Below are 12,730 nucleotides of genomic sequence, written 5' to 3'. Positions count from 1 at the left end.
GTCAGCCGGTGACGAGCTTCAGCCCGAACTTGTCGAGGATCGGGTTGACGGGCAGGAAGTAGCTGACCCCGGCGGTGGTGCAGAAGTCAGGGCCGCCGAGGGGCACTCCCTGGGCCTGGTCGTCGGTGAGGTAGGCGGCGCCGAGGTCACGTGACCCGGAACAGATGCTGGTCCGGGTCACGCCGGTGGCCGTTCCCCAGGGGAAGGTGACGGTCTGGTTGGTCGCGTCGACCGAGCCGCACCGCGACCCGACCGTCGGGCCGACGTGGCACACCTTGCCGCCGACCGGAGTCTCCTTCGAACCCGTGATGACGATCTTGGTGCTGCCGGCGAGCACGTACGGCACGAGCACCCAGTCGGCCGTGTTGGACACCGTGACGACGGCGTACCCGTTGTAGGGGCTCGTGGTCGTGACGTTCCCGACGAGCGCCATGCCGCCGCCGGGTTTGGTGGCGTAGAGGGTGCCCGAGGTGCAGGTCGGGCCCGCGATGAGGAAGCCCTTGTTCCCGTCGGTGGCCGCGAACGCGGCGGTGCAGGAGCGGTTGGTCGGGGCCTGTGGGTTGAACAGGACGGTTCCGCTGCCGAGCGGGTCCTGGACGGCGGCACTGGCTCCGGCTGGTAGGCCGACCAGACAGGCCGCGACGGCGACGAGTGTCGTGAATAGTCTTCGCATTATCACCCCAGTGTGACAAAGATCTAACAGACGTCTCCGACACAACCAGGTGGCGGCCACGGTGCCTAGCCGCTATCCGGACGAAGCTAGGCTGCGGTACGTGCGTATTGCTCGGATAGCCCACCCAGGCGGGGTAGCGTTTGTCACCGTGGACGCCGAGGGGGCCGTCGCCAGAGAGGTGGCGGACCACCCGTTCGGTACTCCCACGTACACCGGCAACACCTGGCCGGTCGCCGACGTGCGGGTGCTGGCCCCCATCCTCCCGTCGAAGGTCATCTGCATCGGCAAGAACTACGCCGACCACGCCCGCGAGATGGGCGGCGAGCCGCCCGCGGACCCGGTGATGTTCCTGAAGCCGTCGACGTCGGTGATCGGGCCGAACGCGCCGGTCAAGATGCCGCCGGACTCGTCCCGTGTGGACTTCGAGGGTGAGCTGGCGGCGGTCATCGGCCAGCCGTGCCGCGATGTCCCGGCTTCCCGCGCGGCGAGTGTCATCTTGGGGTACACGATCGCCAACGATGTGACCGCGCGGGACCAGCAGAAGGCCGACGTCCAGTGGACCCGGGGCAAGGGCCACGACACGTTCTGCCCGCTGGGGCCGTGGATCGAGACGGAGGTCGACCCCGCCGACCTGGCCATCACCACCAAGCTGGACGACGAGACCAAGCAGGACTCCCGCACGTCCCTGCTGCTCCACGACGTCCCGGCGTTGATCGAGTGGGTCTCGAAGGTGATGACCCTCCTGCCAGGGGACGTCATCCTGACCGGTACCCCGGCAGGTGTCGGTCCCATGAAGGCGGGCCAGAACGTCTCCATCACCGTCGAGGGCATCGGCACGCTGAGCAACCCGGTCGAGATGCGGTAGCTCACGGCAGCCGGTTGTCGCCCGCGTTCTTGAGGTCTGTCATCGACTGGTCGACCAGTGCCCGCATCGCTCGTTCCGCGGCTACCGGGTCGTGGGCGACGACCGCGTCGAGGACTGCTCGGTGGCTGGGGACCGGGTTGGAGGAGGTGGCGTGGTGCACGAACTTGTCGCGCTCGGCCAGTCCGATCGCGATGATCTGGGCGATCTGTGCCAGGAAGTCGTTGTGGGTGGCCAGCAGTAGCGCGTGGTGGAACGCGATGTCCGCGGCCACCTCGGTGTCGACATCGGACGCCTCGACCATCGCGTCCAGGGCCGACGACAGGCCGGTCAGGTCGGACTCGGTCGCCCGTTCCGCCGCCATCCGGGCCGCGGCGGGCTCGACGACCGCCCGGACCTCGGTGAGCTGGTCGAACAGCCCGGGATCTGGCTCGCCCGTGGTGTGCCAGCGCATCACGTCCGCGTCCAGCATGTTCCACGACGTCCTCGGCTGGACGAACGTCCCGCGCTTCTGCCTCGCGTCGATCATTCCCTTCGCGCTCAGCACTTTCAGTGCCTCACGCAACGCGGTGAGGCTGACGTCCAGTTCGGCACGCAGCGTTGTCAGGTCGAGGGTCGCTCCCTCCGGGTACTCGTTCGACAGGATGCGGCTGGCCAGGATCTCCACGGTCTGGCCGTGGATCCCGCGCGGCCGGTACCGGGACACCGAGGCTCCTTAAGTCATAAATTACTAATACATCTTGACAGCATGGCAGACCGGTTGCAACCTTGTCGGCATGTCCCCACGGGGTGATACGAGCCGGACCGAGACGGCTTTCTGCCGGCGTGCGCGCCGCAAATTCGCCGGATCGTGCAGATCGGCGAGGTCTACCGAACGGAGAACGCCGTGCGGTACTTGACCACCGCGCGTGTCAGGGTCGGGCCGCCCTCCTATGTGGACAGAAGATCGGGTGCGTACCCGGCCGATGTCGGCCCACCGGTGTCGTGGTCCTCGACCAGGTGGCTACCTGACGAGTACGAAGGTCGGCGTGCCGGTCTCGTAGCGGACCGCGGTGCCGCCGACCGGGAAGGCGACAATGGCGTCGTCCCGCTGGGCGGCGACGTAGATCACGTCGTCCACGATCTCGAAGTGCCGGGGGAACGCGCCGCACGGGTGGTCGCCCAGCGCCACCGGCACCTCGCCGGAGATGTCGAACTCCGTGACACAGTCGGGGTTGCGGTTCGACAGGTAGAGCCGGTCGCCGCGGATCTCCAGGTGCGCCACCCAGTTCGGCCGGTCGCCTGTCCACGGCTTCGCGGTGGCGGGCACGGCCGTGACCGGCGTGAACGTCCCGACCGGGCCCTCACGCACGACGACCAGTGTCCCGTTGACCTCACCGACGACGTACGCCAGGTCGCTGCCGTCGCGGCGGACCAGCTGGCGCGGCCCGGTGCCGGGTGGCATCGCCGAGACCGACAGCTGCGTCAGCTTTCCGTTGTCCCCCAACGTGTAGCTGGTGATCTCGTCGGTGCCGAGGTCGACGACGCTCACGACGTCGTCGCGGACGGTCGACATGTGGACGTGCGCAGCCTCCTGCCGTTCCGCGTGCGGGCCGCTGCCCTCGTGCTGGACGAAGTCGGTCCGCTCGGTGATCCGGCCGTCCCCGTCGAGCGAGAACACCGACAGGTTGCCGCTCGAGTAGTTGCTGCACAACAGGAAGCGGTTGTCGGCGCTGAGTGCGAGGTGGCACGGGTCCGCGCCGCCGGTCGGGGTCGTGTCCAGGATCTCCAGCTCCGAGGACACGGTGGTGATCGCGCCATCGGTCGTCTCGTTCGTCGCGTACACGACCGGCGCGGTCGGGTGTGCGGTGAGCCACGACGGCGAGGTCATCTCCAGCGAGCGATCCGGTGTGAGCGAGCCGTCGGGCGAGCGGCGAAACGTGCTGATCCCGACCCCGTTGCCGCCACTGGCGGACGTGTAGCTACCGACCCAGACATCCATGCGCGTCACCCTAACCCCCAGAGGAGGGCAGCTGGTATGCCAATACCGTTGTCGACCGGGGCGAGCGGGCGGTGGTACCGGGGAGAGGCGCAGGCACAGCCGACAGATCTCGGCGGAGACACGTCCGCCTGTCCGTATCGACTTCGCTCGTTGGGCCGACGGGGCGCTCCGTCAGAGATCCATAATGGACGGTCGGTGGCGTGCTGGACCAGGCTCGGCGGCCCGACTCACGGCGCGATGCTCGGAGGGCCGGGCGCGTTCGCCAGCCCCGGCCAGGTCGACCTGTTCGCCCGAGGCAGCCACTGCATCCTGTGGCCGCCCAACTTCGTCGACAGGGCGTGGGGCGGGTCGGCCTGGCTCGCGGTGCGTGAGCAGGACAACGTAGTGCACCAGGACGCGCTGTGACGTGCGCGGTGGTGACGGGCGCGGCGGCCGGTATCGGTGCCGCCACCGTCCGCAGGCTCGTGGCAGGCGGGTACGACGTGGTGGCCGTGGACATCGCACCCGTCGCCGACGCGGAACACGTCCACCAGGTACTGGGCGATGTGTCCGAAGAGGACACATGGCACGCGGTCGTGGCCGCCGCGCCGGGACCGGTCACGGCGCTGGTCAGCAACGCGTTCGCCCGCACGGTCGCACCACTGCACGAGCAGGACCGCGCCGCCTGGGACCGGCAGCTCGCGGTGAACCTCACGGCCGCCTACCTGGGCTTTCGCGTGTGCCTGCCGAGTCTGGCCGCCGCGGTGCTGGTGTCGTCGGTCCACGCGAGGTTCGGGCTGCCCGGCCACTCCGCCTACGCGGCCACGAAGGGCGCACTGGTGTCGCTGAGCAGGCAGCTCGCCGTGGAGTACGCCCCCGCTGTGCGGGTGAACGCGGTGCTGCCGGGGCCGGTTCTGACCGCGGCCTGGGACGGCATCGGCGAGGCCGAGCGGCAGCGCAGCGCACGTGCCACTCCGGCAGGCCGCCTGGGTGACCCGGCCGAGGTGGCCGAGGCCATCGCCTTCCTGCTCTCGCCCGCTGCGTCGTTCGTCACCGGTGCGGAACTGCTCGTCGACGGGGGCTGGTCGGCGGCCAAGGACTCGTCCTGAGGGGGACACCCGTGAAGATCACCGACATCGAGACGTTCCTCGTGCCGCCGAGGTGGCTGTTCCTCAAGGTCTCCACCGACGAGGGCGTCACCGGCTGGGGCGAGCCCGTCGTGGAGGGCCGCGCCGAGACCGTGCGTGCGGCCGTGCACGAGCTGGCGGAGCTGGTGCACGGCAAGGACCCGCTGCGCATCGAGGACCACTGGCAGGTGCTGCGGCGCGCGGGTTTCTACCGGGGCGGCCCGGTCCTGTCGAGCGCGCTGTCCGGCTTCGACCAGGCACTGTGGGACATCGCGGGCAAGGTGCGTGAGGCACCCGTGCACGAGCTGCTGGGCGGCCCGGTCCGTGACCGCGTGCGGATGTACTCGTGGGTCGGCGGCGACCGCCCGTCCGGCGTGTACGAGGCGGTGGCCGAGCAGGTGGAGGCGGGCTTCACCGCGGTCAAGATGAACGTCTCGGGGCCCATGCCCGCGATCGCGACACCGGCTGACGTGGCGGCGGCCCTGGTGCGGGCACAGGAGGCGAGGTCCGCGCTCGGGCCGGACCGCGACCTGGCGATCGACTTCCACGGGCGCGTGTCCCCGGCGATGGCCCGCCGACTCGTGCGCATGCTGGAGGAGGTGCAGCCGATGTTCGTGGAGGAGCCGATCCCACCCGAGATCACGGGGCCGGCGCTGGAGTCGGTGGTGGCGGCGTCGGCGCTGCCCATCGCGCTGGGCGAGCGCCTGTACTCCCGGTGGGACTTCAAACCGGTGCTGGACGCCGGGGTGGCGGTGGTGCAGCCGGACCCGGCACACGCGGGCGGCATCTCCGAGTTGCGCAGGATCGCGGCGCTGGCGGAGATCTACGGCGCTTCCCTGGCCCCGCACTGTCCACTCGGGCCGATCGCGCTCGCGGCGAGCCTGCAGGTGGCCTTCGCGACGCCGAACTTCCTGATCCAGGAACGAAGTGTGGGCATGCACTACCACGGGGGCGTGGAGATGGGCCGCTACCTGCTGGACGCGAGTCCGTTCACGTGCGTGGCCGGTTACGTGGATCGTCCCGTCGGACCCGGGCTCGGCATCGAGATCGACGACGCGGCGGTGCGGGTGGCGGCGGAGGAAGGACACAGCTGGCGCCCACCCGTGTGGCGTCACGACGACGGCAGCCTGGCGGAGTGGTGACCGCGCTCTGGCTCGGGAACGAGCGCCTGAGGCTGGGGTTCGTCCCGGAGCTGGGCGGTCGGCTGCTGTCGCTCCAGCGTGACGGCACGGAACTGTTGTGGCGCGACCCCACGCTGTTCACACCGGCTCTGGAACCACGTGGCGAGGTCGGCCCCAACGACGGCGACATGGGTGACTGGGTCAACTACGGCGGCGACAAGACCTGGCCGGCGCCCCAGGGCTGGTCCGGCCACGGGGAGTGGCCTGGCCCGCCCGACCCGGTCCTGGACTCGGGTCCGTACACGGTGGACACAGCGCGGGGGTCCGTCACGATGACCTCCGCCCCGGATCCCCGCACGGGACTGCGCCTGACCCGGCACTTCGCGCTGACCGCCACGGGCTACACCCTGAACCTGACGGCCACGAACGTGAGTGACCGCGAGGTCCGCTGGGCGCTGTGGAACGTGACCCAGTTCCCCGGTGGCGGCGAGGTCCTCGTGGCACTGCGCGACCACCCGAACCCGGTCGTGGACCTGATCGCCGGTACCGCCAACCCCCGCTACGAGCTGAGTGCCGGCAGCGCCCGCGTCCCACCGCAGGAAGTCGTCGGCAAGCTCGGTTTCCCCGGCGCGGCGGGTTCGCTCGCCTACGCGGGCGTCACGTTCACGTTCGAGGTCGATCCGGCCGCGACCTATCCGGACGAGGGCTCGCCGGTGGAGGTCTGGCTGGAGCACCCGCAGCCCGAGCCCATAGCCGCGCTGGGCAACCTGAACCCGCCGGCACACATCGTCGAGTGCGAGATCCTCGGACCCCTGACCGACCTGGCACCCGGCGAGCACACGTCACTGACCATCGAGGTCGTGGCCTGAACCTGCCACCGTCATGCGGGTGCCGGTCGGGGTGCGGACGTCCGCGAGCCAGGTGCGGACCTCGGGCCGGTACAGCATGGCGATCACCGCGAACCCCAGCGCGACGTTCGTGATGCCGGTCGGGGTACCGGACGTCGCGAGCGCCACCAGCCCGCTCGCCATCGTCAGTGCCTCGATGCCGACGACCGGATAACGCGCCCATGCGTTGCGCAGCACCAGGAACAGCGCGCTCACCGCCAGCACCGCCGATGCCAGCAGCGAGAACCACACCACGAAGTACAGCAGCCCGGCATCGGCGCGGGTGCTGATCGTGTACAGCAGGACCGAGCCGCCGAACACGTTCAGGATGATCTGCGTGAACAGGATCGCGAGAACCAGCCACAAGTGGTTGGGCAGCGCGCGCTTCGCCATGCCGGCACCGTGCCAAAACGGGAGGCACCGGCACAAGCCCGCCCGCTGCGGTGCGAAACCGCGAGCGACTTCCAGCCGCCGGTGGACACGGAACGCATCAGGGCGTGGCACGACTCCGCCTACGACGCCATGCGTGCCGCGGGCGAGCAGACCGTCGACCACCTCGGGCTCGCCATCGTCGTGCCACCGGGCGTCTTCTAACGGGTTCACCCGCACGGTCGTCGTGAGCCGGGAGCTGGTGCGGCCCGAGATGTCCGTCTGGTACCACACGCTCCGCCTAGAACGGGATGTTCGAGGTTAGGCAGAACGGGTGGCCGGCCGGGTCGAGGAAGATCCGCCACTGGTCGGGCTGCGGCTGGTGACCTGCCTTGGTCGCACCGAGCCGCACCGCTTCGGCATCCGCCTCGTCCAGGTCGCTGACCGCGAGGTCGAGGTGGATGTGCTTCGGCGTCGTGCCGCCCGGCCACGTCGGCGGTGTGTAGTCGGGCAGGGCGACCGTGCCAAGCATGATCGTGTCCGTCCGGACCACCGAGACCTTGTCGTTCCGCACGATGACCGTGCCCTCCAGCAACGACGCCCAGAAGTCGGCGAGCGCCACCGCGTCGGCGCAGTCCAGTGTGGTCATCGCGATGCGGGCGACAGGCATGTCACGCCGTCCTTCTCGGTAGTGGCAGGGGCAGGCCCGGCAGGCCGTCGATGCTGGTGCCGTTGTGGGGCTTGCCGGCGCAGTACTCCGCGAACTCGTCCTCGGACTTGCGGCCGAAGTACCCGGCGTGCTGGGTGCGTTCCTCACGGTAGTCCATGTACGGCACCGCGAACCCGCAGCTGTCACTCACCAGCACGGCTTCGACGAGGATGATCGCCCTGGCACCGGGACCGTCGGCGTTCTCGAACTCGCCGATCAGCTCCGGCCAGCGCGGGTCGTCCCGGAAGACCGGCGTGCCGCGGCCGTGCACGCGCAGCACCTTCGGCGGTCCGGTGAACGCGCACCACATCAGCGTGACGCGCCCGTTCTCCCGCAGGTGCGCGATCGTCTCGGCGTGGCTGCCGCCGAAGTCCAGGTACGCCAGCGAATGCTCGCCGAGCACGACCAGCGTGCCGTCGCGGCCCTTCGGTGACAGGTTGACGTGTCCGTCACCGTCCAGCGGCGCGGAGGCCACGAAGAACACCTTCTGCTCCTCGATGAACTCACGCAGCCGCGGTGTGATCCCTTCGTAAACCTTGCCCATGCACGCGAATCTACCTGGTCAGATCCGCCGACAGGGTCCACAGACGAGAGTCGGACCCCGGGGCCACCGCGCAGTCCCGCACGCGGGCGAACCCGGAGTCCTCGTCCCTCACTTGGGCTTGTACCCGGCCCGCCTCAGTGCCTCCGCCATCGCGCCGCCGCCACCGGCGTCCTGGCGCTGACCGCCCCGGCGCTGCTGCTGGCCACCACCGCCACCGCCACGCTGGTTGCGCTGACCGCCGCCACCGCGTTGCTGACCACCGCGAGGCTGCTGCTGACCGCGGTCACGGGTCTCCTCCTCCAGCCGCAGCGTCAGCGAGATCCGCTTGCGGGTGGTGTCGACCTCGAGCACCTTCGCGCGCACGATGTCGCCGGACTTGACGACCTCGCGCGGGTCCTTGACGAAGTTCCGCGACAGCTGCGAGACGTGCGCGAGCCCGTCGCAGTGCACGCCGATGTCGATGAACGCGCCGAACGCGGCCACGTTCGTGACCACGCCCTCCAGCACCATGCCGACCTGGAGGTCGTTGAGCGTGTGCACGGCGTCGTTGAACGTCGCGGTCTTGAACGCGGGGCGGGGGTCGCGGCCCGGCTTGTCCAGCTCCACCAGGATGTCGGTGACGGTCGGCAGCCCGAACGTGTCGTCGACGAACTCGGCGGGCTTCAGCGACTTCAGCGTCTTGGTGTTGCCGATCAGCTCGGCCAGGTCGAGCCCTGTCGCCGACACGATCCGCCGCACGACCGGGTACGCCTCCGGGTGCACGCTGGAGGAGTCGAGCGGGTCGTCCCCGTTCGGGATCCGCAGGAAGCCCGCGCACTGCTCGAACGCCTTCGGACCCAGCTTCGGCACGCTCTTCAGCGCCGTGCGCGAGCGGAACGGGCCGTTGGCGTCGCGGTGTGACACGATGCTGGCCGCGAGTGACGAGCCGATGCCCGACACGCGGGTCAGCAGCGGCACCGACGCCGTGTTGAGGTCCACGCCGACGCCGTTCACACAGTCCTCGACCACCGCGTCGAGCGACCGCGACAGCTTGGTCTCGGAGATGTCGTGCTGGTACTGCCCGACGCCGATGGACTTCGGGTCGATCTTGACCAGCTCGGCCAGCGGGTCCTGCAGGCGCCGCGCGATGGACACCGCGCCACGCAGCGAGACGTCCAGGTTCGGCAGCTCCTGCGACGCGTACGCCGACGCCGAGTACACCGACGCGCCTGCCTCGGACACCATCACCTTGGTGAGCTTGAGCTCCGGCGCCCTGGTCAGCAGCTCGGCGGCGAGCTTGTCGGTCTCGCGCGACGCGGTGCCGTTGCCGATGGCGATCAGGTCCACGTCGTGTGCCTTGGCCAGCGCGTGCAGCTTGACCAGCGACTCGTCCCAGCGCTTCGCGGGCGCGTGCGGGTAGATGGTGTCGGTGGCGACGACCTTGCCGGTGGCGTCCACGATCGCGACCTTCACACCGGTGCGCAGGCCGGGGTCCAGGCCCATGGTGGCGCGGGTACCGGCCGGCGCGGCGAGCAGCAGGTCACGCAGGTTGGCGGCGAACACGCGGACCGCCTCGTCCTCCGCGGCCTGGCGCAGGCGGGAGCGCAGGTCGACGCCGAGGTGGACGAGGATGCGCGTGCGCCAGGCCCAGCGGACGGTGTCGGTGAGGAACTTGTCGGCCGGGCGGCCCCTGTCGTCGATGCCGAACTTCGCGGCGATGCGGACCTCGTAGTCCGAGGGGCCGGGCGGCTGCTCCTCGTCCGGGTGCGGGTCGAGCACCAGCTCCAGCATCTCCTCCTTCTCGCCGCGGAACATGGCGAGGATGCGGTGGGAGGGGAGCTGCGTGAACGGCTCGGAGAAGTCGAAGTAGTCGGCGAACTTGGCGCCTGCCTCCTCCTTGCCCGAACGGACCTTGGCGACCAGGCGCCCCTTCTCCCACATGCGCTCGCGCAGCCCGCCGATCAGGTCGGCGTCCTCGCCGAAGCGTTCGACGAGGATGTCGCGGGCGCCGGTGAGCGCGGCCTGCACGTCGGCGACGCCCTTCTCGGGATCGACGAACACCGCGGCGGCGGCCTGCGGGTCGGTGCCGGGGTCGCCGAGCAGGCCGTCGGCGAGTGGCTCGAGGCCCGCCTCGCGGGCGATCTGCGCCTTGGTGCGCCGCTTGGGCTTGTAGGGGAGGTAGATGTCCTCGAGGCGTGCCTTCGAGTCGGCCGCCATGATCTGTGCGGCGAGCTCGTCGGTCAGCTTGTCCTGGCTCTTGATCGACTCCAGGACCGCGGCGCGGCGCTCCTCCAGCTCACGCAGGTAGCGCAGGCGCTCGTCGAGCGTGCGCAGCTGGGCGTCGTCGAGCGAGCCGGTGACCTCCTTGCGGTACCGGGCGACGAACGGGACGGTCGAGCCGCCGTCGAGCAGCTCCACTGCCGCGCGGACCTGCCGCTCGGCGACGGAGAGCTCCTCGGCTATACGCAGGAAGACGGACGGGGGAGTGGCCGTGACTGTCACGGGTGAGCATTCTGCCCGCAACCCCCGACAGCGCCGAGTCCGGTGTCGTGTCCGCTGTCACGAAGTGGGCGCGGCTCTCGTCCAGGAGGACAGGCGGGCGATGGCAGTCCGTAGCGCGAGGTTCGTCAGCATTACGCCAAACGGGTAATGAGAGGCCGGACACAGTCACTTGCAGTTAGTTGCGTCGGTGCGATGATTGTAGCGTGCAACTAAAGCCGCTCTCCTGCGTGGAGACTGTCACCGATCAGGTGATGGCGTTTCTTTCGCGGCTGAAGAAGAGCGGAGAAGCGCACATATTAGGTGTCGCGCGTGGACTCGATCTGTCATTGTCGCAGATGCGGGCCCTGTTCGTCCTCGCGGACAGCCAGCGGGAACTGGCGGTCCACGAGCTGGCCTCGCTGCTCGGCCTGTCCGTCGCGACGACGGGCAGAGCGGTGCAGGGGCTGGCGAGGGCGGACCTGGTCACGCGCAGGGAGGACGCACACGATCGCCGGGTGAAGCGGGTTCGGCTGTCCGAGCAGGGTCGGCGGTTCGTCGACGGGCTCGTGCAGGCTCACCGCGACGCCGTACGCGAATGTCTCGAGTCGCTCAGCGACCCGGAGCGAGACCAGCTCTCACAGGCACTGGCGCCGATCCTCGCCCGGGATGCTCTGCCGCCCGCCACCACGACCGGTTGTTGAAGAGGGGAAACTTGTGACTGAAGCGCTTCCGCCGATGACCTCGGCTGGCGGAGCGGGCTCGCAGAAGCTCGACCGCAGAATCCTCGCCATCGGATCGGTGGTCGTACTCGGCGCGATCATGGCGATGCTCGACATCACCGTGGTCAACGTCGCCATCAACCACCTGACCAAAGAGTTCAACACCACGCTGGAGACCATCCAGTGGGTGGCCACCGGATACACGCTGGCCCTCGCGACCGTCATCCCGCTGAGCGGGTGGGCGGCCGACCGGTTCGGCACCAAACGGATCTACCTGCTCGCGATCTTCCTGTTCATGGTGGGCTCCGCCGCGGCGGGCTCGGCGTGGTCGGTCGAGTCGCTGATCGGGTTCCGCGTCCTGCAGGGTCTCGGCGGCGGCATGCTGATGCCGATCGGCATGACGATCCTGACCAAGGCCGCCGGCCCCGAGCGGGTCGGCCGCGTCATGGCCGTCATCGGCGTGCCCATGCTGCTCGGCCCGATCGTCGGCCCGATCCTCGGTGGCTGGCTGGTCGACGACGTCTCGTGGCGCTGGATCTTCTTCCTGAACGTGCCGATCGGCATCGTGACGCTGATCCTCGGCTCCCGGATCCTCGAGGCGGACAAGCCGCGCCCGACCGAGCGGCTGGACGTGCTCGGCCTGGTCCTGCTGTCGCCGGGTCTCGCCGCCCTGATCTACGGTCTCGCGAAGATCGCGTCGCCGCAGGACGGCATCAGCAGCCCGGAGGCGTACCTCCCGGCCGGGGCGGGCGCGATCCTGGTCGCGTTGTTCGTGTGGCACGCACTGCGCACGAAGAACGCGTTGATCGACCTCAAGCTGTTCAAGGACAGGGGTTTCACGGTCGCCTCGGTGACCATGGTCCTGTTCGTGGTCGCGTTCTTCGGCGCCATGCTCCTGTTCCCGCTGTACTTCCAGCAGGTCAGGGGTGAGGGTGCGCTGCAGGCGGGTCTGCTGCTCGCCCCGCAGGGCATCGGCGCCATGGTGATGATGCCGATCGCGGGCCTGGTCGTCGACCGGGTCGGCGCGGCGCGCATCGCCCAGGCGGGTGTCATCGTGATCGTCGCCTGCATGGTGCTGTTCACCCAGCTAAAGGCGGACACCTCGTACATGCTGATCGGGGCCGACCTGTTCGTGATGGGTATCGGCATGGGCATGACGATGATGCCGATCATGTCCGCGGCACTGAAGACGCTGCGGCAGGAGGACGTGGCCCGCGCGTCCACGAGCCTGAACATCATCCAGCAGGTGGCGGCGTCGATCGGTACCGCGCTGCTCTCGGTGATCCTGTACGACGCGAC

15 protein-coding genes are annotated in these 12,730 nt (G+C 69.5%); 8 read left to right on the top strand and 7 right to left on the bottom strand.

The annotated features are described in order from the left end of the window. Position 1 precedes the first annotated feature (1 nt). The gene (locus CLV71_RS43155; RefSeq protein ID WP_133908769.1) at positions 2-673 is read right to left on the bottom strand and encodes a S1 family peptidase; all 672 of its coding nucleotides are present in this window, start codon (positions 671-673) and stop codon (positions 2-4) included. Between the two features lie 100 nt (positions 674-773). Here CLV71_RS43155 and CLV71_RS43150 point away from each other — a divergent pair, with 100 nt between their 5' ends. Beyond that, complete coding sequence (locus tag CLV71_RS43150) at positions 774-1,538, top strand: fumarylacetoacetate hydrolase family protein (protein WP_133908768.1); 765 nt, start codon at positions 774-776, stop codon at positions 1,536-1,538. Between the two features lies 1 nt (position 1,539). Here the strand turns inward: CLV71_RS43150 and CLV71_RS43145 are convergent, their stop codons facing one another. Continuing rightward, positions 1,540-2,241 carry a FadR/GntR family transcriptional regulator gene (locus tag CLV71_RS43145; protein WP_133908767.1) on the bottom strand — a complete coding sequence of 234 codons (702 nt, stop codon included), beginning with the start codon at positions 2,239-2,241 and terminating at the stop codon, positions 1,540-1,542. A gap of 297 nt (positions 2,242-2,538) precedes the next feature. Continuing rightward, the gene (locus CLV71_RS43140) at positions 2,539-3,516 is read right to left on the bottom strand and encodes a lactonase family protein (protein ID WP_133908766.1); all 978 of its coding nucleotides are present in this window, start codon (positions 3,514-3,516) and stop codon (positions 2,539-2,541) included. A 195-nt stretch (positions 3,517-3,711) separates the two neighbouring features. Between CLV71_RS43140 and CLV71_RS43135 the strand changes: the two genes are divergently transcribed. The 4 genes from CLV71_RS43135 to CLV71_RS43120 are packed head-to-tail and all read left to right on the top strand — an operon-like array spanning position 3,712 to position 6,612. Then, positions 3,712-3,921 (top strand): hypothetical protein, encoded by a 210-nt coding sequence (locus tag CLV71_RS43135; RefSeq protein ID WP_133908765.1) that lies wholly within the window; start codon positions 3,712-3,714, stop codon positions 3,919-3,921. After that, complete coding sequence (locus CLV71_RS43130; protein ID WP_133908764.1) at positions 3,918-4,604, top strand: SDR family NAD(P)-dependent oxidoreductase; 687 nt, start codon at positions 3,918-3,920, stop codon at positions 4,602-4,604. Before CLV71_RS43135 ends, CLV71_RS43130 begins: the two co-directional genes overlap by 4 nt. Positions 4,605-4,615: 11 nt before the next feature. Next, a complete protein-coding gene (gene dgoD, locus CLV71_RS43125) occupies positions 4,616-5,764 on the top strand; it encodes a galactonate dehydratase (RefSeq protein ID WP_133908763.1) in 1,149 nt (382 codons plus the stop codon). After that, the gene (locus CLV71_RS43120; protein WP_166664490.1) at positions 5,758-6,612 is read left to right on the top strand and encodes a DUF4380 domain-containing protein; all 855 of its coding nucleotides are present in this window, start codon (positions 5,758-5,760) and stop codon (positions 6,610-6,612) included. The genes dgoD and CLV71_RS43120 overlap by 7 nt, the downstream gene beginning before the upstream one ends. Here the strand turns inward: CLV71_RS43120 and CLV71_RS43115 are convergent. Beyond that, the gene (locus tag CLV71_RS43115) at positions 6,586-7,023 is read right to left on the bottom strand and encodes a hypothetical protein (RefSeq protein ID WP_133908761.1); all 438 of its coding nucleotides are present in this window, start codon (positions 7,021-7,023) and stop codon (positions 6,586-6,588) included. The genes CLV71_RS43120 and CLV71_RS43115 overlap by 27 nt on opposite strands. Before the next feature lie 9 nt (positions 7,024-7,032). On the opposite strand from CLV71_RS43115, the gene CLV71_RS43110 reads away from it, so the two are divergent. Further along, the gene (locus CLV71_RS43110; protein WP_133908760.1) at positions 7,033-7,224 is read left to right on the top strand and encodes a hypothetical protein; all 192 of its coding nucleotides are present in this window, start codon (positions 7,033-7,035) and stop codon (positions 7,222-7,224) included. Positions 7,225-7,300: 76 nt separating this feature from the next. Here the strand turns inward: CLV71_RS43110 and CLV71_RS43105 are convergent, their stop codons facing one another. The 3 genes from CLV71_RS43105 to CLV71_RS43095 form a co-directional block, all read right to left on the bottom strand. Then, positions 7,301-7,669 (bottom strand): VOC family protein, encoded by a 369-nt coding sequence (locus CLV71_RS43105; RefSeq protein ID WP_133908759.1) that lies wholly within the window; start codon positions 7,667-7,669, stop codon positions 7,301-7,303. A 1-nt stretch (position 7,670) separates the two neighbouring features. Further along, entirely contained in the window at positions 7,671-8,252 is a 582-nt protein-coding gene (locus CLV71_RS43100; RefSeq protein ID WP_133908758.1) for a pyridoxamine 5'-phosphate oxidase family protein, read from the bottom strand. 108 nt (positions 8,253-8,360) lie between these two features. Then, a complete protein-coding gene (locus CLV71_RS43095; RefSeq protein WP_133908757.1) occupies positions 8,361-10,733 on the bottom strand; it encodes a Tex family protein in 2,373 nt (790 codons plus the stop codon). Between the two features lie 251 nt (positions 10,734-10,984). Here CLV71_RS43095 and CLV71_RS43090 point away from each other — a divergent pair, with 251 nt between their 5' ends. Continuing rightward, positions 10,985-11,413: a MarR family winged helix-turn-helix transcriptional regulator gene (locus tag CLV71_RS43090; protein WP_133908756.1), complete on the top strand. Its 429-nt coding sequence runs from the start codon at positions 10,985-10,987 to the stop codon at positions 11,411-11,413. Between the two features lie 13 nt (positions 11,414-11,426). Then, positions 11,427-12,730, top strand: a 1,304-nt coding sequence (locus CLV71_RS43085) for a DHA2 family efflux MFS transporter permease subunit (protein WP_243867358.1), incomplete at its 3' end; no start/stop codon positions are given.

It is taken from the genome of Actinophytocola oryzae (genome assembly GCF_004364325.1).
Classification (GTDB): domain Bacteria; phylum Actinomycetota; class Actinomycetes; order Mycobacteriales; family Pseudonocardiaceae; genus Actinophytocola; species Actinophytocola oryzae.
This window is presented reverse-complemented; position numbering and strand designations above follow the sequence as displayed.